Below are 21,775 nucleotides of genomic sequence, written 5' to 3'. Positions count from 1 at the left end.
TCTAATATCCTTGATATTCGCTTAAAGATTTACCATTAATCTTAACATCTGGGAAAAGATCATTTTTGGGATTGTAATCAAGAATAACTTCAAGTTTATATTCTTTGCCATCTACTTTAGCCATAGAATCTAGGGATTCCAAATCACTTTTTATGTAGCTAGGAAGAACTGCCAACTCACTAAATTTTCCCTCACTCAAAATTGTGGCATTTACTTTTAGATTTTCTTTTTGTGCTTGCATAGAAGCTTTGATATCTAAATCTTTTTTGTTAATTTTGGTAGAAAATTCTAGATTTGCATTAATGGTTTGGTTAAGCATTGTTTCTAATGCGCCAAAATCTTGATAATTTAAAACCTTATTTAAAGCTTCTACATCAAGATCTTTAATGTTGAAAACTAAATTAGGAGCTTTTAGTTCTATATCCACTTCTTTTTCTGTATCTTTGAAGTTTAGAAGTTCTGCACTGCTCTTAGTATCTATTGACATTTTATTGTCTTTTATAAGAGTTTTTGCACTAGATTTTATATCTTGAAATTTGAAATAACTATTTGTTTGGTAGTATTCATCATTATTGTTAAATTCCAATTTTTTTAAAAACATTTTAGCATCGCCCTCTATAAAATTATTATCAAAAATTGGTGTAGGCTCTGCATTGTTTTGTGTGATTTGAAGTTTTTCTATAAGAAATTTATTATTTGAGTTTTCCCCGTTCTCCCACTTTTTGTTTTCTGTGATGTTGATGTAGGGAATATCTGCATTTGCACTTTTTAATAGCATAGGATTTTTTCCATCTAGCAATAAAGTTAGGCTAGTAGGTTTAACTTCTATGTGTTGTTCTCTTGTGCTATAGCTACCCTCGCGTTTTTCTTCAAGTAAAATATCAGCACTCGTCATTCTAACTTCCCAATCAAAGAAAGTTTTAAAGCCTTCAAACACTAATAGATTTTCATCTTTAATTGCGTTAGCTAATTTTTGATTTTCTTTTTCTATCCCTTCCTTTTTAAGGACTGCTTTAAAGCGTTTAGATAAGGGAAGATTATAATAAGTAATATTTCCTTCTAAAAGTTTTGTTGGTTTATCATGGAATTGACTTTTTGACATTAACGAAAATTTAGCATTAGAGCTTAAAAAACCCTTTTGATAGTCTTCAAACTCTAAAAAAAGTTCAGAGCTATAATATAATAAGCCTGCCATTTGTTCGCGTAAAGCCCTATTATTTTCTGCTTGCTTTATTAATAATTCTTGCCACATTTTAGGATCTGAAGCAATTTTTTTAAACTCCTCATGTGCTTTAGAGTTTAGCCCCTCAATATAAAAACTAGAGCCAAAAAAGCCCGCTACTAAAATCACAATTATTGCAATAAGTTTTTTCATTTCTTTCCTTTTTTAAGTTAAATTTATAAATTTATCAAATGGTTTTTTGATAAAAGCTTCTAAAACTTCAAGTTTTAAAGTTAATGTTTTCTTGCCTCCTTGTTATTAGGGATATTAAGAGTAAAAGCTATAAAGTCATTTGAGGCTTTTTGGGTTGGTTTTAAAAATCTAATGCAAAAAAGAACCCAAAAGCAATGCGACAATCAAGCTACCTAGCAATTTTTAAAGCTATCTAAAAGCATTATTTTACAATCAAAATCGGAATGGGCGATTTTTCAGAAAAGCTATTTTGGTTGCTTGAAAATACTTTATTCCAAAAGCTATCCTCGCTTTGCCCTATGGCTAGCAAATCAAAATCTTTTGCATAATTTAGCACTTCTGTTACAGCCTCGCCCTCTAAGAGCTTTTGCTCAATATTTACACCTTTATCTAAAAAGATTTTACTAAAATCCTCTAATAATTTATCGCTAACCTCTGCTTCTTTTTTCTCTATTTCTTCATAAGCAGCAAGTGCGGCTTCTCCATAGAGCATAATAGGGGTTTTTACATGGATTAGAGTGATAGAGCAATCCTCTCTATCTCCAAAAAAATTTACAATAAATTCAGCAGCCTTTTGGCAAGCTTTGGTATCATCAATGGCAAAAAGAATCTTTTTCATTTCTACTCCTTTTTAAGCAAAAATTTATTTTATAAAAATAAACTTAAATTTAGTTTATAAAGTTGCATTTTTTATCGCCCCAAATGAGCTTAAAGGGGAGTGCTTGGATTTCTTCGCCTGCTTTTCCAAGGGTAAAATTTTCACTAAAAATTCCAAGAGCATTACTAAGGTGGAGTGGCAAGGTGCAAGAGGAGCCATATTTGCCTTTTTGTGTTAGTTTAAAGCCCTCATGATTAGCTATTCCTAGCATAGCATCCATTCTGTTTTTTAGGCTAAATTCTTCGCAAATCTTTATAGGAATGCTTTGTAAAAAATGTGCCCTAGCACCACTAAGTTTGCGTAAAAATGGCAAAATCAAGAATCTTAAAAGCACAGCTCCTGCAAGTGGATTTCCAGGAAGTGCAATGATGAATTTATTTTGCATTTTGGCTACCATTATGGGTTTTCCAGGACGGATTTTAAGGCTTGGAATTAAGAGCGTGGCATTATTTTGTAAAATCTCACGCATAAAATCTGCCTCTCCCTTGCTTGCTCCCCCGCTAGTAATGATTATATCATAAGGGCTTTGTAGGACTTTTGCAATTGTTTCTTTATTGTCTTTTAAGATCCCACCATAATGGGCGCTAAAATGAAAGCTTTTAAGGGTAGAGATAATCATTGTAGCATTAGAATTATGGATTTGATGAGGGCTTGAAGTTTCCCAAGGCTCTTTTAGCTCATCACCACTTGCAAATACACCTATTTTTAGCTTTTCATACACATCTACATAGCTAATTCCTTGAGTGGCAAGTAGCATAAGAGCATTTTCATCTAGCTCTTCCCCCTCTTTTAATAAGGTTTCTCCTTTTGTGATTTCCTCACCTTCTTGTCTAATGTTGTTCCAAATTTTCCCCTCTTCTTTTACAAAAATTGAATCTTTATTAGAAAATCCTCCTTCAATTTCTTCAAAAGGTGTGAGGCTATCAGCTCCTTTTGGAATTTTTGCACCTGTCATAATCTTAACACACTCTCCATTTTGCAAAATAATTTCTTTTTTATCTCCTGCAAAAAGGGTTTCTTTTATTTTTAGCTCTCCTTTATTGGTATGGTTAAAGGCAAAGCCGTCCATTGCAGCACTATTAAAAGAGGGTAAAGATTTTTGGCAAATTTGTGTAGAGGCTAAAAAGCGGTTTTGTGCTTCTAGGAGGGGTAAAATTTCTACATTAGGTTTGAAACTAGCATTATTTTCTAAAACCTCTAAGGCTTCTTGCAAACTTAAACTTTCCATAATTTCTCCTTATAATTGCATAGCTTGAAGTTGCTTGTATTTGAAAGCAATTTTTTTAGCCATGCTTGTAATATTGTTAAAATCCTTGCAAAAACTAAGACTTAAAAACTCTCTTGCTTCATTTGTGCTATATCCCATAAGTCTTAGCACAAAAGAGGGTTGCATAAAACCCAAAAGACATTCTTGCCCATTGATGCAAGAAATATCCTCTAGCATTAAGGCTTGAATGAGATTTCTTGCTTTATTGTTTTTTAATCTTATGGCAAGTGTGTTTTTGGGGGTTTTATAAAGAAGAGTGAGGCAATCTTGCAAATCTTCTTTTAAAAGATTAAAAAATTCTAGTGCATAATCTTTTTTAGGAGGTTTGCATTCTTGAATACCTTTTAAAAAGACTTGATAAATTCCAAAAATCTCCTGATAAATTTCACTAAAATCCCCAAAATCACTGCAGGAGTGTGCCATAATCCCAAAAGGATGTAAAAGCCCTAAACTTTCGCCATTTATTAAATAAGCTTCTGCATTTTTGGGTAGAGGCAAGGAGAGGGCAAGTGCATAGCTAATATCCCAAATACAAACTTTATCTTTTAGAAATTCTTGCAAATGCAGGTTTGAAGTTAAAATATCCTCATTTAAGCTTGGTAAAACAAAACATTCTGCACCTAGACTTAATGCTTCTTGAATGGAGATTTCTCCATTTTCATAAGAGGGGATTAAAGGGATAATTTGATCTTTTTCTTCTAAAAGCAAATAAGCCTCATATAAAAAGCGATGAGAGGAGAGAGCTAGGGCAACTTTGTATTTTTTAGTAAGTTTTTTTAAAAGAAAATAAAAAGATTCCACGCTAAAACTAAAAGGCTTTGCTATTTTCATTCCAAGTTCTTTGCAAAGTTCTAAGTTTTGGGTTTTTATTTGTTCTTTAATATTAGGATTTAGAAGTTTTGGTTGCACAAACTCACCGCCTAAATGCTGCATAAGCTCTCTATTAAGGGGTGGATTTTGTAAAAAGTCTAGCATATTTTTCCTTTAAAAGTGCGTTTGCCATTAGTGTTGCAAATATCTTCAAAACTGTCTAAATAATCCAAATAAGTGATGAGGTATTTTCGGCTAAGATTGAAATGATTTTTAAAATTGTTTAAATCCAAATAGCCCTCATCTTTGATGATTTGTCGCATTTTTTCTAAAAGTTTAGAAAGCGTATGGGTTTCAATAAATAGTTTATGGCTTAAACGCAGGATTTTTTTCTCTTTGGTAAGTCTTTTATATACTTCATCGCCACTTTGTCTATCAATATCTAGCATATCATATAAATTATAAGGAGCAATAGGCTCATAGCCTTGATTTTTGATTTTTTCAAAGATTTGCTCATACAAATAATCTTTGACATTCTTAGCTAAGAAATCTTTGCCTACATAAAAGGAATCTGCTTTTCTTAGAATCCCTTTTTTTTCTAAAATATCTAAAATGCTTTGTGCAAAACTTTTAGAAATCCAAGATTGTTTTTGAGAAAGGAGAGAAGCAGAAAGCAAGGCGTTTTTGTTTTTTTCTAAGATTTTTAAAACAATATTTTCTACAATTTTTTTAGTAACGCTTGGATAGAGAATAAGTTCTTTAGGATCAATAAAAATATCTTCTAATTTCTCTGCAATTTTAAGTGCTTGGTTTTGTGAAATGCCAAAGCGTTGCATTGAGCTAATAATCCCAAAACCTTTTTTATGTGCTTGTAGTAAAATCTTAAAAGCACCCTCTAAATCATTTTGGTTTAGTGCGTTTAAAAAATCTAGTTTTTGGGATTTTTTCAAAGGATCAGCAATGGGTGCTAGAATGCTCCCACCCCCTAGAGTTTGCTTATCATCGCGTAAAATAAATTTTTGTGAAAATACGCTAAAAATAGGTTTATCAAGTTTTAGTGTGGCAAAATTCTTTTCTTTATCTAAAAAAAGCACTCTGCATTCACAACGCAATGCACCAATATAGAGTTGCACGCTAGAATTATGCTCTAAAGGCGCAAAAAGTTCTAATTTAGCTTCTATAATATCAAAGCTCCTTAAATAACCTTTTTTGCTAAGTAAATCGCCCCTTTTTAGTTCGTTTGCATTTACTCCGCTTAAATTGAGTGCAATTCTTTGTCCTGCCTTTGCACTTGTAACATTTTGATTGTGGTTTTGGATTGATTTTATCCCTAAAGCTCTATTTAAATTACAGCACCATATCTTATCTTCTAGGTTTAAACTTCCATCTAGCAAAGTTCCGCTAACTACGCAACCTGCACCCTTAATGCTAAAAGCCCTATCAATATAGTATCTAAAATATTCTAGTTCTTTTTTTTCTACTTTTTTGAGATTATAGAGGGTTTCTTTTAGAATTTGCACGCTTTGTTTATCGTAAATAGAAAAATAAAGTATGCTAAAAGTTGCATTTTTAAAATCTAAAAAAAGTTTTTCAACTTCTTTTTCTAAGGAATTTAGGGTTTTTTGATCTATTAAATCTACTTTTGTAAGCACGACTAAAAATTTTTGAATACCTAAAATTTTAGCAATTTTAAAGTGCTCCAAAGTTTGTGGCATAATGCCTTCATTTGCAGCAATTACGAGCATTGCATAATCAATCCCAAATGCTCCTGCTATCATATTTTTAATCAGTTTTTCATGTCCTGGAACATCAATAAAAGCAATATTTCTATCTCCTAGAGTAAGATTTGAAAAACTTAAATCAAGCGTGATACCTCTTTCTTTTTCTTCTTTAAGCTCATCGCCAAAAAATCCATTAAGAGCGGCTATAAGACTGGTTTTGCCATGATCAATATGTCCCATTGTGCCTATGATTAGATGATCTTGCATTTTTAGCCCTTTATTTCTTTTAAAAGTGCATTTTGGATTTTAAGCTCATCGCCACAAAGGAGTGTTCTAGCTTCTAAAATCACCCTTTCTTTTTCAATTCTTGCGATAATCCCACAGCTTCTTAAATGTGCTTCAAGAAGACTTGCTTTTTTATAGTGAAGTGCTACTCCATAGGAAGCAAAAGGCTTGTTGGGTAATGCACCTCCGCCGCTATAAGTTTGCGTAGCTATGATTTGTGGATTAAAATCACTAGGGATAAAATTTAAAAGATTTTCACATTTTTGCTTGAGTTCCTCTTGGCTTAGAGTTAGCATGTGGAGTGTGGGGATTTTTTCGTATTTTTCTTCCAAATAAGCACTAAAAATCGCTTCAAGCAAACTAAGAGTTACTTTATCTACCCGTAGCATTCTTAAAAGTTGGTTTTTCTTTAGAATGTCTATGTATTTTTTCTTTCCAAAGATAATTCCTGCTTGCACGCCACCTAGAAGCTTATCTCCGCTAAAGCTAACTAAAGAAGGCTTGAGTGCTGCGATTTCTTCTAAAGGGGGTTCATAGGTGGATAATTCTTTACAGGCTTTAAAAAACCCACTTCCTAAATCATAATAATCTATTAAGTTTTTTTCTTTTGCTAGAGTGATTAAATCCTTATAGGCAACTTCTTGGCTAAAGCCCACAATTTCATAATTGGATTTATGTGCTTTAAAAAGCATAGCTGAATTTTCAGTGATGGCTTCTGTATAATCTTTTAAATGTGTTTTGTTGGTTGTGCCTACTTCTTTTAAAATTGCTCCTGAATCTTCCATAACTTTTGGGATTCTAAAGCTTCCACCAATTTCTATAAGCTCTCCACGCGAGATAATCACCTCTTTATTTTTTGCAAAAGTATTGAGAATTAAAAACACTGCTGCAGCATTATTATTGACAATAAGCACATCTTCTGCATCTAGCAAGTTTTTTAAAAGCTCTCTTAGATGTGTGTAGCGTTCGCCTCTTGAGCCTTCTAGTTGGTTGTATTCTAAATTGTTGTAAGAGGTTAGGAGGGGCTGAACCTCTTCTAAAATTTTAGGGGAGAGGATACTGCGTCCTAAATTGGTATGCACGACAATTCCTGTGGCATTTACAAGGGGCTTTAATGATTTTTGCAATTTGTTTTGTATAATTTTTTGGATACATTTTACACATTCTTCTAGGCTTTTTGCCTTTTGTGTAGCAAGCAGTTCTTGTTTATAGCTTTCTAAAAATTCATGGATTGTTTTTTTTAAAAGAGAAGTATTGAAATGATTTAAATCCTTATGTGTCAAAAGTTTATCCACTTTTGGGATTAATCGTAAGATTTCTTGCATATTTTGCCTTCTATAATTATAAATGCAAAACAATAGCAAACAAAGCCTTTGAAACTATTAAAATCATTGGAATATTATTGTTTGGGAGTTTTTAGATGTAATTAGTTTGGTGAGATTTTCAAATAGGGTTAGAGTTTTTAAAGAGATTTATAGGTTTTCAAATTTGTAAAATGCAATAATTTTTTTACTTTTAAAAGATTATTTACCTTAAAAATTCTACAATGTAAAGAAAAAAACTAGGTGAGAAATGAAGCGCTATACTCTATGGATTGTAATGCTAAGTTCTATGCTAACAATCTCTAGTCTTTATATAACACAGCCTGCACAACCACTTTTTGTAAAAGAGTTTGGAATTTCAGTGGCAGAGGTTACCTTATTTACTTCAGTAGTATTGTTTTTTTTAGCGATTGCACCCATCTTTTATGGGTATTGGCTAGAAAAGTTTGAAGCAAGAAAGATTTTATTTGTATCATTGGGGATTGTTGGGGTTTTGCAATGTTTAATTGCTTTTACGCAAAATTTTGAGAGTTTTTTATTTGTCCGTTTTTTAGAGGCTTTAGTGATACCAGCAGCACTGACTTCTACACTAACAGCACTTACAAGAGAGGGTGGAGGCAAAAAGTATGTGAATATTTATGTGGCTTCTACGGTGTTTGGGGGTGTATTTTCAAGAGTTATAGGGGGATTTTTAATTACTTTAACCTCTTGGCAAGTTACTTTCTTTTTGCTTGGGCTTAGCACACTTTTGGTAGCATTTGGGGCTTATAAAATGCCAAAAAGTGATGTGAAAATGCAAGCTAATAAAATTAAGCCCAAAGATATTTTGGAACTTTTTGCATTGCCACATTATCGTTTGTTGTTTTTTGGTGCTTTTATCGTGTTGTTTTGTTTCCATGGGGTTTTGAATTTTTTGCCCTTTGAAATTGAGAAAATAGAGCAAAATACCACAACAGCACAAATTGGCTTTTTATATCTTGGATATATGATAGGTATTGCTGCTGCTTTGCTTTCTCCTAGGGTTTCTAAGTTTTTTGGCGGGGAGGTTCAAGCAATTGTATTTGGGTTTTTGGTGTTTGCACTAGCACCACTTTTAATGCTTGCCCCTTCTTTTTGGTGGATGTTCTTTTCTGTTTTTGTAATTTGTGTGGGTATGTTTATTTGCCATTCTCTTTTATCTACGCTTACAAATTCTTTATCACAGGAGAAAAAGGGTATTACAAATGGCTTATATCTTGCTTTTTATTATACAGGAGGGACAATGGGTGCAACGGTGCCAAGTTCTCTTTATGTTTTAGGCTGGGAGGTGCTTTGTGTGTTTATGAGTGGGGTGCTTTTAGTGAGTGCTTTTTTATTTTGGTATTTTAGAAATTTATTAGTAAAGTTGGGATAAATATGCAGATAAATAGTGATATTTTAGCATTACTGCTAAGCGTGCAATCTTCAAATTTTTCCATAAGTGGAAAAACAAAAATTTTAAAAGAAATTTGCAAAGAGCTTAATATTGAGTTAAGTTTTGATGTGATTTTGCAAAAAAGTAAGCAAATTTTGGAAAACTTTAAAGAAGAACTAGAAAAAGGAAAGCAAGAGGGTAAAAAAACTTTAAATGAAGCTATAGATAAGCTCTTTAAATTACAGCAAGCAAGAATTTTAAAAGAAGAGGAGTTTTTGACTTTAAAGAAGCAAATAGAAGAGATTTTAAGCACAAAAGTTAAAATTGGTCAAAGGGAAGTAAAAAATTTTAGCGAAGATTTTTTTGCTAATTTTTTTAGCAACTCTTTAGAAGTTTTAGACAAAGAAGCAAGAAGTTTAGTAGCTTTAAAGCAAGATGACAATAAAGAATTAGAGCTTAAATTACAAAAGGTTTTAAAAAATGCTAGAGAGCAAAAATTTTCCATTGGAGTAAGCGGGGTTTTAAGTGCAGGGAAAAGCACATTTTTAAACGCATTGCTCCAAAGAGAAGTTTTGGGGAGTTCAAGCATACCAGAAACTGCAAGTTTAACAATTTTAAAATATGGCAAAGAGAGTGCTAAGGTGCATTTTTGGAATATGCAAGAATGGGAGATTATGCGAGCATTTTTAGATGTAGAGATTTTAAACAAGCTTGAGAAAGAAAGTGAGGATAAAATCACAAAAGAAGGCAAAAGTTTAGAGATTTTATTAAGCGATTTAAAAAGTTATACTTCTGCTAATCATAATTCCAAACTTTCTTCTTTAGTGAAATTTAATGAGATTTTTTTGCCTCTAGAGTTTTTAAAAAACAATGTGGAGATTGTGGATACTCCAGGGCTTGATGATCCTGTGCTTCAAAGAGAGCAAATTACTAAGCAATATTTAGAGCATTGTGATTTGTTAATCCATGTGATGAATGTTTCTCAAAGTGCTACGCAAGTAGATGTGGATTTTTTGCTAGAAGCATTAGAGTATGGAAATCTTGCTAGAATTTTGGTGGTTTTAACACATATTGATTTGGTAAAAGAAGAGGAGTTTCAAGAAGTTTTAGAATATACAAAAAGCACTCTAAAAAGTAAAATTGCAAAAAGCAAAGAAGAGTTGCTAGAACGCATTGTATTTGTAGGGGTTGCAAGCTATCCTGCTTTGCTTTATGCGACAAACCCCAATAAAGCAAAGGAGTTAGGGTTAAAAGAAGCAAATATGCAAGAAATAGAGCAATATTTGCAAACTATTCTTTTAGGGGAAAATTCTCTAAAATCTAAAGATGTTATTTATCTTTGTGCCAATGCTATTTTAAAAATTGCAAAACAAATGGAGGGGGGTTTGGAATTGCAAGAAAAAATGCTCTTTAGTAGCGAGGAAAAAATTTTAGAATTTATTCAAAATTTACAAAACAAAAAGATGAAATTGCAAGAAGAGCTGGAAGACTATAAAATAAAAATCAATCAAGCCAAAGAAGAGTTAGAAAACTATCTTTCAACACAGGAAAAATTCCTAGAATTAAAACTCTTAGAAGCACAAGAAGTTTTGGTTAAAAGAGTGTGCGATGAGATTATTTACCACAAAGGAAAAGCACTCAATGAAGATTTTTTAAAAGAAAAAATTTTACAAGGTTTGAAAGATTTCTTAATAGATATTTTAAGGGAATTTTACCAAAAGCTAGAGCAGAAAATTTTGCAAATTAGCACTCCTTTGGAAAAATTAAAATTAAAACCAAGAGCTTATCGTTTTGCGGATGTAGAGGTTATTTATGGTGTATATGGAGAAATTAGCCAAGGGGTTTTAAGGCAAATGGGTGCAAAAGATTTGCAAAACTCCATTGCTCAATGCTTCAATAAAGGCATGGAAAAGTTTAAAGAAAATGTGTTTGCAAAAAGTGAAGAGATTAAAAAGATGCTTATAGATGATTTTACAGAAGCAAAAGAAGAGCTGTTTAAAGAGTTAGAAAATCAAGCAATCCAAGAAGAAAAAATCCTAAATCAAGCATTATTGGATAAAGAGCAAAGCAAACAAGAAAAGTATAAAAAACAAGAAGAGCTTTTAGGTAAATTAGAAAGTATCCAAAAAAGCATTGATATTTTGGAAGAATTGAAGATGTTGGGGGGCTGTGTATGATTTTTAGATACATTCAAGAATATAATACAATTTTAGAAGAAAATAAAAGCAAAAGCAAGTTGGAGCAGTTTTTAATAGAGTGTGAAAACTCTTTACCTCTTTGTAGTGCTTTGAATGAATTTTTTGAAAATTTGATTAAAGAAATAGATAAGCCTATGGAAATTGCTATTGTAGGGCAGTTTTCAAGTGGGAAAAGTAGTTTTTTAAATGTAATTTTAGATGAGGAACTTTTGCCTACAGGTATTACCCCTATTACTTCTAAAGTTTGTAAAATCCTCTATGGAGAGGAAAGGATTTTAGAGATTCATTATAAAAATAAAACTAAAGTGTTAAAAGATGTAGAGTATTTGCAAAAGTTAAACAGAGAAGCTGCAAAAGAAATAAGCCATTTTTGTCTTTATTTGAAAAATCCACTTTTAAAAGAAATTACCTTTATGGATACTCCTGGATTTAACTCTCAAAATCAAGAGGATACAGAGGTTACAACAAATATTTTACAAAAAGTAGATGGGATTATTTGGCTCACTTTAATTGATAATGCAGGAAAGAAAAGCGAAAAAGAATTGCTTGAAAAATATATGCAAAATTATTCCCATAAAAGCTTATGTGTTTTAAACCAAAAAGACCGTTTAGAAGAAGAAGAGGTGCTTTTAAGTGTAGAATATGCTAAAAAGGCATTTAATGGAATCTTTGCTGAAATTTTGCCTATCTCTGCTAAAAATGCACTAAAAGGAGTCAAAGAAGGGGATAAAAAACTTTTAGAAGAATCTAATTTTAAAAAGGTGCATAGCTTTTTAGAAGAAGTAATTAAACCACAAGCAAAAGTAGCTAAAGAATTTAGTATTTTAAAAAAATTACGCCTTAAACTTTTGACTATGGAATGTAGTATTCATACAAAAAATAAAGAAACCCTAAGAATAAAAAAACAAATTTTGGATTTTTTAGGGCAAAATACAAGTGAGCTCAAAGCATTTTATTTGCACCAGCAAAAAGAGTTTAATGCTTTTTATGGGGAGTTAGATTCTCTTTTAGAGGAAATCTCACAAAAGATTTTTTCTAAATTAAACAAGCAAAAAATAGAAATCTCTCAAGATAAATGGGGAGGATTTTTAAAGCAAAAGTATGAAAAAGAAGTTTTAATTTTACAAAAAGAAACTTTAAACATTGACTTTTTTGGAGAAAATAGTCTTTATTTAAAAAGAATAAAAAGTCTTAGTGCAAAAATGAGACAATTTGCAGAGAGTTTTACTATCTTAGAAGATAGAGTATTAAAGTTTTATGCAATGCTTGGAGATTTTGTGTCTCAAGAAGAAATTTGTAAAATGCAACAACAAGAAAGCGAAGGGTTGTGTTATTTTAAAAGAGAGTTGAACGCAATTGCGTTTTTATTAAGTCTAACTTATAAACAAGCAGTATTGGGTAGCATAGAAAAGCTAGATTTAAAAATAAAAGAAGCCATTAAAAAACATCAAGAAAATCCTTTGGAATTTCCAACTTTTACACCCACTTTAGAGAATATTAGGGATTATTTAAATGAAGGATTGGGCTATGAGCATATTTCCCCTATGCTTTTTGGTCCTATGAATCTTTTGAAAAAAGCACATTCAAAGTATTTTGAAAATTTTGGGCAAAATGTGAGTTTGATAAGTGATAAAATTTGTGCTAATATACAAGAATCTAAAGAAGAAATAGATACAATAAGAAAGATATTTAAAAGAGCTAAAAACAAGAGTGGAACTCTAATTGCTTAAGTAATTTAAAGTTGTCATAAAGTTAAGGAAGGAACCTATAATGAAAGTGGAGCTCTTAGAGCCTTATATTCAGATAAGCATTGAAAAGGAATCACAATTTTTAACGCGTGCTATTAATTTTGCATACAAGCATTTTTCAAAAGCTTATAGACTTTCAAGCTCTGTTTTAATTTTAGATGATGGGGAGCGTTATAAAAAAGATTATTTTTTAAATTGGGCTTATCATGTGGCAATGCAAGAGGAAGATAAAGGCAAAAGTGAGAATTTTAATACAATTGTTGATAATAGCCACCTTCCTATCCGTATCAAAATGGTAGAAAATCAAGCAATTTTAGAGTTTGTGGAAATCTCGTTGCAAATGGTGCATACTTCTTTTGAAAATGCACAGGTTTGTCTAAAGCTTGATCGCCCAAATCGTCTTGCTAGGCGTTATCTTACTTCCAAATTTAGAGATTTTGTTCTCTCTTATACCAAACAAGAAGTGTTTTTGGATTCTAGTAAGCCTATTTTTTGGGAGAAGCTTATAGAGGCACTTTCACAAAAAATAGTGCATAATGTTGTGTTGGATTTTGATTATGAAACTTTTAAGACTTATAATAGTTTTGAATGTTTTGAAAATTATCTAACCAAAGAGGAGAAAGCTCTTAAAAAAAGCTATAAAATTTTAGGCTGTGGATATAATGATGATTTTGAACAAGTAAAAAGTCGCTATATTGAGCTTGCTAAAATTTATCATCCTGATAATGTTTATGGGCAGGATAAGAAGATTATAGAAGGCTATGCAGAGAAGTTTAGAATTATTAAAGAGGCTTATGAAAATATTAAGACTAACTTTAAGAGAGTAGCTTAAATTTTAAAAAGGAGAGAAAATGGCACAAGAAGAAATTGAAGTATCTTTTGAAAAAGAGCCTAAAAAGAATTTTGGTTTAATATTGCTTATTTTGGTGGTAATTATTTTGGCTATATTTGGATTGGTTTATTATGTTTTAAATCAACCTTATGGAAAAAATATATTGGTAAATATACAAAATACTTTTGGAATGCAACAGAGTGCAAATGTAGCTACTACGCCTACACTTAGTATGGATGCCAAAGATGAAGAAATTAAGAGATTGCAAGAGGCTTTAAGGCAAAAAGAGCAAGATCTTTTAAAACTTTCTGCTTCGGTTAAAGGCTTAGGAGATTCTGTAGAGCAAATGAAAAAAGATCAAAACACTATTGCAAATAATTTACGCTATTCTATTAAGCCTAAAAAACAAATCATTGCAGAATGCTATTCTATGGAAATCGGTAGATGGGATATTCCTAAGGGTTGTTTGCTCTCTATTGCTACAAAAGTGGGCAATGAATTAGAAAGTGATAATCGTGTGGTAGCATTTGAGGTGCAAGGTATTGTAGATACTAGGCCTTATGCAGGAAGTTCTCCAGAGTTAAAGCAAGAAGGTTTGGCAAGTTTTAGAGCAAGAGAAGCTATAAGAGAAATTAATAAAAAACTTCCTAATGCCACTGCATTTGAGGGGCCTAGTATTCAAGTAGAGAATAAACGCGGTTATAGCATTAAGGCTTATTTTGTTAATTAGAAAATGAAAGAAAATAAAATTTTGGGGGTGTGTCTTCGCCCATCTACTCCAGAGCTTAAGGGGTATTTTTTAGAATTTCAAAGTTTAGCTAAAAAGTTTGGCTTTGAAGTGCTTTTAGATTCTTTAAGTGCAGGCATGATAGGAATGCATGGGGTGAATTTTAAAGAAATGTCTAAAGAGTGTGATATTTTAGTATCCATAGGAGGAGATGGCACGCTTATATCTACTGCTAGGCGTTCTTTTTCTTTTGGTAAGCCTATTTTGGGAATTAATATGGGGAATCTTGGTTTTTTAACCGATTTGCAAAAGCATGAAGTGGAAACTTTTTTGCCATATTTAAAAAGAGGGGAATACCATATTGCTAATCATATGATGCTAGAGGGGAAAATTGTAGGAGAAAATGGAGAATGCACCAAAAGTTTTTTTGCACTCAATGATATTTTGATTAGCCGTTTGTCAAACTCATCTATGATACATATTAAAGCTTATGTAGATGGAGAGTATTTTAATTCTTACTATGGAGATGGTTTGATTGTGGCTACTCCTACGGGTTCTACAGCATATAATATCAGTGCAGGGGGAGCAGTGGTGTATCCCTTTTCTTATAATTTGCTCTTGACGCCTATTTGTGCGCATTCTTTAACACAGCGTCCTTTGATACTTCCAGGAGAATTTAATGTGCAAGCAGCACTAGGAGAGGAAGGGAATTGCAATATTATTATTGATGGGCAGGAAAATAAGACTTTGCGTTTTAAAGAAAAGCTAGAAATCCGTGCTTTAAAAGATGGTGTAAAGTTGATACACAATTTTGAGTGGAATTATTTTAAAATTTTAAAAGAAAAATTTCATTGGGGAGATTATGAGTAATGCAAGAGCTTATCATTCATAGAATCTTAATTAAAAACTCTCTAAGTTTTAAAGAAGAAAGCTTTGAGCCAAGTAAGCATTTTAATGTAATAAGTGGTGCAAGTGGAGCAGGAAAATCGGTGCTTATGCAGAGTATTTTGGCACTTTTTGGATTAAAAGAAGCCAATGCAGAGCTTATAGAAGCAACTTTAAGCATTAAAGGGATTAGCGAAGATTTTGTGGGTTTGATAGAAGAAGGAGAGCTCATTTTAACGCTTAGCAAAAAAGATAAAGTGCGTTATTTTCTAGGAGGACAAAATGTTCCTAAAAAACGCATACAAGAACTTTTTGCACCTTTTTTGAAGCATCTTGGGGCCAAGGGAGATTTAAGCAGTGAAGATATTTTGAAAGTTTTAGATAGCTTTATTGTGGGTATTGAAGTAGGATTTTTAAAACAGCTAAAAAAATATGAAGAGAGTTTTTTGAATTATCAAAAGAGTCAAACAGAGCTAAAAGAGCTACAAGAGAAGAACTTGAAAGTAAATGAATTAAAAGAATTTGTAACTTTTGAGATTAAAAAACTAGAAGAATTGTCTCCTAAAAAGGGGGAGTATGAAGAGCTTTTGGAGCTTAAAAAGCAAATTTCTAAGAAAGAAAAAATTGCCCAAAGTTTAAACGAAGTAATGCAAATCCTCTCCCAAAGCCATAAAATTTCTAGCTTCTTGACACTTATTAACAAAGAAAATGAAAGTATTTTAAATGCTTTTAATGAACTTGAAATTCTTTGTGAGCAAGAGGGAAATTATTTAGAAGAATTAGAAGAGAGTAATATTGAAGAGATATTAAATAGAATTGAAGCATTGAGTGCATTGAAGCATAGATATGGAGGGGTAGAAGAGGCCTTAGAATATCTTGATAAAAAGAAAAAAGAATTGCAAGAATATGAAAATCTTGATAATCTTTTAAAAGAGGCACAAAGTTGTTTTGATGAAAATAAAAAAGAATTAGAAAGAGAAGCTAAAGAGCTAAGCCTTGTGCGTCATAAATATTTAGAAAAATTTTCTAAGAGCCTCAATCAAACGCTAGGACTTTTGAAAATGCCAAATGCTTTAGTGGAATTAAAAGAGATTGATTTTATGCAAAATGGGAAAGATTTGTGTAATCTTAGCTTCCAAAATAATGCTTCTATTAAAAATTTAAGTTCAGGAGAGTTTAATCGTTTGCGTCTAGCTTTGCTCCTCACTAAAGGAAAAGAGGCTAAAAATGAAGCTATTATTCTTCTAGATGAAGTAGATGCAAATTTAAGCGGTGAGGAATCTAGTGGAGTGGCAGAAATTTTAAAAAAGCTTTCAGAAAATTATCAAGTATTTGCAATCTCACACCAACCTCATATGCCAAGTTTAGCAGATAGACATTATTTGGTGCAAAAGCAAAAAGAAAGTTCTAAGATTATAGAGCTTGACAAAAAGGGCAGAATAGAGGAAATTGCACGGATGATTAGTGGCAAGGAAATCACTAAAGAAGCCTTAGAGTTTGCCACAAAGTGCTTGAAGATTTAGTATGAATTTAGCACATTTAAAAAAGTTTGCAGAGTTTTTAAACCAAAACCTTCCTTTAAAACTTAGAAGCATTAGGAGGGTGGGGGATAATCTTTTTAAATTAGAGCTTGATAAATTTATTTTTTATTTGGATTTAAGCAGAGGCAAAAGCACTATTTTTACGACAAATGAGCTTTTGAGTTCGCCCAAGCAATACAATGCTCCTTTTGATAATAGTTTGCAAAAATATTGTTTTAATGCAAATCTTATGCAAGCAAGTATAGATGGTGAAAATCGGATTTTAAAGCTAAATTTGCAAACTAGCAATGCTTATAAAAAGATAGAAGTAATTTTACAAGCAGAATTTACAGGTAAAAATACCAATTTAATTTTGCTAAATCCAAAAGAAGTGGTTTTAGATGCGCTAAGGCATATTGCAGTCTATCAGTCTTTTAGAGAAGTTAAAATTGGAAGAGTTTTATTAAAGCTCCCACAGCCAAAAAACGCACCTAAGATAGAAGAAGACAAAGAAGAGATATTAAAAATCTTAGAGAGGAATTTTATTCAGCTCCAAAACCAAAATTTAGAGCAAAAAATCACACAAGTTCTCCAAAGAATCTCCAAAAAAAAGCAAATTTTAGAGGAGATTTTGCAAAATTTAGAAGACAAAGAAGAGCTAGAAAAAAGTGCAAAAACACAGCTAGAATATGGAAAGAAGATTTTAGAACATCTCTATAAATTTGAAAATTTTAAAGGAGAGAGTATAGAGATAGAAGGTATGGCAATACAATTGCCTAAAAAAGCAAATAATCTTTCTAGTGCAGCACAGATTTTTTTTGAAAATTCTAAAAAACTTAGTAAAAAAGCACAAAATATTTATATACAAAAAGAAAATTTGCAAGATAAGATTTACTTTTTTACACAGCTTTCAAAAATGGTGCAAAATGTGAAGAATTTAGGAGATTTACAGATACTTGCATCTAATCTACAAAAAGATAAAGAAAATAATAAAAAAGAAGAAATAAAATCTTATGAAAGCTTTTTTATAGAGGGGTTTAAAGTGTCCATTGGTAAAAATCAAAAAGAGAATATTATGCTTTTAAAAGAGGCTAGAGCAGAAGACATTTGGGGGCATATTAGAGATGTTCCAAGTTCGCATTTGATTATCCATAGTGGAAAAGGCAAAATTCCTGCTATAATATTGCAAAAGGCTGCTAAGATTTTAGTGGATTTTGTAAAAAGTGGAAGTGGGGTTTATGAGGTGGATTATACAAAGAGAAAATTTGTAAAAATCACCCAAGGGGCAAAAGTTGTGTATGCAAAATACGAGACTTTGAGAGTTTTAAAGGAATAAAAATGGCAATGACACCTGTTGGGAATGTTACTTACATTAACCAAAATGCACAAGTTGGATCTACCCAACATGCTAATACGCAAGTAAAGCTTGATTTTGCTGCAATGGTGAATTTAGAGAGTATGCAAGAACAGCAAGATGAGATTAGAGAGGTGCGTCCAGCAGAAGAAACTCTAAAAACCGATGAAGATGCTAAAGGTTCTAAAGGGGAGCAAGAACAACAAGAGGGCAAAAGCAAAGAAGAAAGTAAAGAAGAACAAGAAAAAGATGAGATACAAACAAGAGAAGATGGAACAATCAAGCATTTAAATATCTCTATTTAACTTTTAGAACACTACAATATCGCATTAAATTTATTATTAAGAGTTTTAATTTATTTATTAGGAAAAAACAATTTATCATTAAGCTTTATAGGTCTAATAGTGCTTAATGGTTAGATATGGTTTTATTTGGGGAAATCAAAACCATGTGGGATGTGGGAGGAAACTAACCATCAAGCCACTATAATATCTCTACTATAGTAATTAGCAGGGTCTATTAAACCTACCGCTAAAGCCTAAACTTAGCGAACTGTGATTATATCTTTTAGAAAATAAAATAGCTATTAAACCTTTTAAATTTATAAAAATATTTTGTAAGTTTTCTTTATTGTGTAAATTAATTTGATAATTTAAGAAAATAATGAAAGATTTTAAGCTTTTGATTAAATATTTCTTTTTTAGAAAATGTGTATTATAATTTCAAAAAATAATTTTAAGGATAATTTTGGCATTTTATGGAAAGAATAATTATGGCTTGCATAAGCCTATATTAACTTTTTTAATTGATTAAAATAAAGATTATTTTTAAAAAATCTTAAAACTTGGGAATTTAATGAGAAAACCACGACTTAGCCACTCACTTTTGCAAAAAATTTTTATGGCAGCAAGCATTAGAAGATGGAACGATCAAGCTACGCCGGTGGAATTTTGGGAGCTTGATAAGCAAGCACATAAGATTTTTATTGCTTATTTGCTTGCACATTTTGAAAAGATAGAGCATAAAAAGGAAGTGGATTTTGAACGCCTTATTTTGCAGTTTTGCTATGAGTTTTTTGAACGCATTATTTTAACCGATATTAAACCGCCAGTTTTCCATCAACTTGTAAAAAATCATAATGAGGCTTTGGTGGATTTTGTTTGTGAAGAACTCAAAGAAGAATTAGAAGTTTTTCCTTTTTTTGAAGATATGCGAATCTATCTTTATGGGGGCGTTAATAATTTAGAAAAAGAGATTTTAAAAGCAGCGCATTATTATGCTTCAAAATGGGAGTTTGATATTATTTATCATTTTAATCCTAAAATGTATGATGTGCAAAATATTAAAAACATCATTGATAAGCAGGTAGAAGAACACTACCATCTAGCAGGAATTAGGCAGATTAAGCTTTATAATGATTTAAAAGAGCTTGTGAATATGTTTGGGCAGCTAAGATTTCAGAAGCGTTGGAGTCAAACTCCTAGGGTTCCAGCTACTTCAGTTTTGGGACATACGCTTGTAGTGGGACTTTGTGCGTTTTTGCTAGGATATGATTTAAAAGCAGGACGCCAAATGCAGATTAACCACTTTTTATGTGGGCTTTTTCATGATTTGCCAGAGATTTTAACGCGTGATATTATATCTCCTATCAAGCGTAGTGTAGAGGGGCTAGATACTTTTATTAAGCAGATTGAAGAAGAAGCAGTAAGAGAGAAGATTTTTTCTAAAGTGCCAAAAGAAATTGAAGAAGATATTTACTACTATATTCAAGAGGAATTTTCTAATCGCTATAAAGATGAAAAAGGGCAGGTGTGCTATTTAAAAAAAGGCGAGGAGATTTTACATGAATTTGGAGGGGATTGCTATTCTCCTATTTATGGAGAGTTTTTAAAGTATTGTGATCATTTAAGTGCATTCTTAGAAGCTAAGATTTCCATAAGGCATGGAATTTCAAGTAAAGAATTAGAAGATGGAGCTAAGAATTTAGAATATATGTATAACAATAAAGTAATTAATGGTGTGGATCTTGGGTATCTTTATAGGGAGTTTAGGGGATAGATGCTACTTACAAGTCTTTATATTATAGGAATTACAGCAGAGGGGATGACAGGTGCGCTTGCAGCAGGGCGACATAATATGGATTGGTTTGGAGTGATTTTCATCGCTTGTGTTACGGCTATTGGTGGGGGTTCTATTAGGGATATTTTGTTTGGGCATTATCCGCTTACTTGGGTAAAGCACCCAGAATATCTAGCAATCGTATGTGCAGCAGCACTTTTAACCACTAGAATCCCTTTTTTAGTAGAAAGGTTTGAAAAAGCATTTTTGATTTTAGATGCTTTAGGTTTGGCAGTTTTTAGCATTATTGGTGCAAGAATTGGAATGGAGTTTCACCCAAGTGGTGCTATGGCAGTAGCGGGAGCTGTGATTACAGGAGTATTTGGGGGGATTTTGAGGGATATTTTTTGTGCGAGGATTCCTCTAGTTTTTCAAAAAGAACTTTATGCAAGCATTTCTTTGATTATTGGAAGTTTGTATGTGATTTTAGAATTTATTAGCCAAAATTATTTTCATCTCAATGAAGATTTTATACTCGTGGGATCTTTGCTGGTGGGATTTGTGATTAGGCTTATTGCTATTAGGTATCATTTGGGATTGCCAAAGTTTAAATACACACCTAAAAACTCTTAAAATTTTCTATTAATTTTTTGCTTCTTTTCTGATTTTTAGGGCATTGCCCTTTATGGAACAATAAAATTATAATCGGCATTGTAAAAATTAACTTACATAATTAAATAGCTTAATATGAAAACTTTCATTATAAATACAATCTTCTATTCTTTTTGATGACATAACCTGTCAAAGTGCTAATTTATAATTCTTTGAAATTTAAAACAAAGGAGAAAAAATGAATAAATTATCATTAATTTTGGTGGTATTGCACTAGGTGCTTGTGGATATGGATTTAAGAAGTGGTGTGATAAAACAAAGGAAGAAAATGCTTATTGGATTGATAATCCAAAGGATATATTATGTGAAATAGCAAGTGAAGCAACCTATAAAGTTTATGAGGGCACATAGTGGCTAGAGAAAAGGTGTTAAGGGAAGAAAGTGGTTGTGGCTAATTTATATGGCAGTAAAGAAGTTATAAAAAAATCCAGAATTAAAAGCATAGTACAAAAAGTATTGCCAAAACATAGAAGATTGTTTTTGAGGCAATCAAAAAAACAAAATAATTGCGAAATTTCTAAATAAATTTTCCATTTAGAAAAGATGTGCTTTTTAATAAGCAAGAGATATGGAAATTACTTATTCTTAATAAAATATAAAACTATGAAAAGGATATTAATGAGTCTTTTATTTGCAATAGTATTTTTGCTTTTTCCTATTATGGTAATGGTAGCAGTATTTACTCCATTGATAATTATAACTTTTGGACTTATGGCATTATTTGCGATATTGAAATATGTGCCAGAACCATTGAATTATATTGTTGTTTTAGGAATGATTGTTTATGGAATTTATAAATTTTTTATAAAAGCGTAGTCTTAAAAAGAATAATTTAGAAGTTTAGGTTATTTATAGATATTTATTGAATTATTTTTGAAAAGTATCTAGGATAATCTAAGGCAATATTAGGA

At 31.6% G+C, this 21,775-nt stretch carries 18 protein-coding genes; 12 read left to right on the top strand and 6 right to left on the bottom strand.

Going from position 1 to position 21,775, the window contains the following annotated elements; genetic code table 11:
* Position 1: 1 nt before the first annotated feature.
* From B6S12_RS04795 to selA, 6 genes are all read right to left on the bottom strand, one after another.
* Positions 2-1,375 (bottom strand): YdgA family protein, encoded by a 1,374-nt coding sequence (locus tag B6S12_RS04795; RefSeq protein ID WP_111229673.1) that lies wholly within the window; start codon positions 1,373-1,375, stop codon positions 2-4.
* Between the two features lie 241 nt (positions 1,376-1,616).
* On the bottom strand, positions 1,617-2,033 hold the full coding sequence (locus tag B6S12_RS04790; RefSeq protein WP_111229672.1) for a universal stress protein: 417 nt from the start codon (positions 2,031-2,033) through the stop codon (positions 1,617-1,619).
* 49 nt (positions 2,034-2,082) lie between these two features.
* Positions 2,083-3,300 carry a molybdopterin molybdotransferase MoeA gene (locus B6S12_RS04785; RefSeq protein WP_111229671.1) on the bottom strand — a complete coding sequence of 406 codons (1,218 nt, stop codon included), beginning with the start codon at positions 3,298-3,300 and terminating at the stop codon, positions 2,083-2,085.
* Positions 3,301-3,309: 9 nt separating this feature from the next.
* The gene (locus B6S12_RS04780) at positions 3,310-4,314 is read right to left on the bottom strand and encodes a nitrogen fixation protein NifS (RefSeq protein ID WP_111229670.1); all 1,005 of its coding nucleotides are present in this window, start codon (positions 4,312-4,314) and stop codon (positions 3,310-3,312) included.
* Positions 4,308-6,137 (bottom strand): selenocysteine-specific translation elongation factor, encoded by a 1,830-nt coding sequence (gene selB, locus B6S12_RS04775; RefSeq protein WP_111229669.1) that lies wholly within the window; start codon positions 6,135-6,137, stop codon positions 4,308-4,310. The genes B6S12_RS04780 and selB overlap by 7 nt, the downstream gene beginning before the upstream one ends.
* A 2-nt stretch (positions 6,138-6,139) precedes the next feature.
* Complete coding sequence (gene selA, locus B6S12_RS04770) at positions 6,140-7,480, bottom strand: L-seryl-tRNA(Sec) selenium transferase (RefSeq protein WP_111229668.1); 1,341 nt, start codon at positions 7,478-7,480, stop codon at positions 6,140-6,142.
* Between the two features lie 247 nt (positions 7,481-7,727).
* On the opposite strand from selA, the gene B6S12_RS04765 reads away from it, so the two are divergent.
* The 12 genes from B6S12_RS04765 (at position 7,728) to B6S12_RS04710 (ending at position 21,680) form a co-directional block, all read left to right on the top strand.
* The gene (locus B6S12_RS04765) at positions 7,728-8,870 is read left to right on the top strand and encodes an MFS transporter (RefSeq protein WP_111229667.1); all 1,143 of its coding nucleotides are present in this window, start codon (positions 7,728-7,730) and stop codon (positions 8,868-8,870) included.
* Between the two features lie 2 nt (positions 8,871-8,872).
* A complete protein-coding gene (locus tag B6S12_RS04760; protein ID WP_111229666.1) occupies positions 8,873-11,047 on the top strand; it encodes a dynamin family protein in 2,175 nt (724 codons plus the stop codon).
* Positions 11,044-12,798: a dynamin family protein gene (locus tag B6S12_RS04755; protein ID WP_111229665.1), complete on the top strand. Its 1,755-nt coding sequence runs from the start codon at positions 11,044-11,046 to the stop codon at positions 12,796-12,798. Before B6S12_RS04760 ends, B6S12_RS04755 begins: the two co-directional genes overlap by 4 nt.
* Positions 12,799-12,838: 40 nt before the next feature.
* Positions 12,839-13,648: a J domain-containing protein gene (locus B6S12_RS04750; RefSeq protein WP_111229664.1), complete on the top strand. Its 810-nt coding sequence runs from the start codon at positions 12,839-12,841 to the stop codon at positions 13,646-13,648.
* A gap of 19 nt (positions 13,649-13,667) precedes the next feature.
* A complete protein-coding gene (locus B6S12_RS04745; protein WP_111229663.1) occupies positions 13,668-14,378 on the top strand; it encodes a hypothetical protein in 711 nt (236 codons plus the stop codon).
* 3 nt (positions 14,379-14,381) lie between these two features.
* On the top strand, positions 14,382-15,245 hold the full coding sequence (locus B6S12_RS04740; protein ID WP_111229662.1) for an NAD(+)/NADH kinase: 864 nt from the start codon (positions 14,382-14,384) through the stop codon (positions 15,243-15,245).
* Positions 15,245-16,783, top strand: a complete 1,539-nt coding sequence (locus tag B6S12_RS04735) for an AAA family ATPase (RefSeq protein WP_111229661.1) — start codon at positions 15,245-15,247, stop codon at positions 16,781-16,783. The genes B6S12_RS04740 and B6S12_RS04735 overlap by 1 nt, the downstream gene beginning before the upstream one ends.
* Position 16,784: 1 nt before the next feature.
* On the top strand, positions 16,785-18,116 hold the full coding sequence (locus B6S12_RS04730; protein WP_111229660.1) for an NFACT family protein: 1,332 nt from the start codon (positions 16,785-16,787) through the stop codon (positions 18,114-18,116).
* A 2-nt stretch (positions 18,117-18,118) separates the two neighbouring features.
* Positions 18,119-18,439, top strand: coding sequence for a hypothetical protein (locus tag B6S12_RS04725; protein WP_111229659.1), 321 nt, complete (start codon positions 18,119-18,121; stop codon positions 18,437-18,439).
* A 550-nt stretch (positions 18,440-18,989) separates the two neighbouring features.
* Positions 18,990-20,192, top strand: coding sequence for an HD domain-containing protein (locus B6S12_RS04720; protein ID WP_111229658.1), 1,203 nt, complete (start codon positions 18,990-18,992; stop codon positions 20,190-20,192).
* Positions 20,193-20,825: a trimeric intracellular cation channel family protein gene (locus B6S12_RS04715; RefSeq protein WP_111229657.1), complete on the top strand. Its 633-nt coding sequence runs from the start codon at positions 20,193-20,195 to the stop codon at positions 20,823-20,825.
* Positions 20,826-21,482: 657 nt separating this feature from the next.
* The gene (locus B6S12_RS04710) at positions 21,483-21,680 is read left to right on the top strand and encodes a hypothetical protein (RefSeq protein ID WP_111229656.1); all 198 of its coding nucleotides are present in this window, start codon (positions 21,483-21,485) and stop codon (positions 21,678-21,680) included.
* Positions 21,681-21,775 lie beyond the last annotated feature (95 nt).

The sequence above is a fragment of the Helicobacter valdiviensis genome, from assembly GCF_003245365.1.
Classification (GTDB): Bacteria; Campylobacterota; Campylobacteria; order Campylobacterales; family Helicobacteraceae; genus Helicobacter_D; species Helicobacter_D valdiviensis.
Note: the sequence above shows the minus strand (reverse complement) of the source record. Positions and strands in the feature narration are given on the sequence as shown.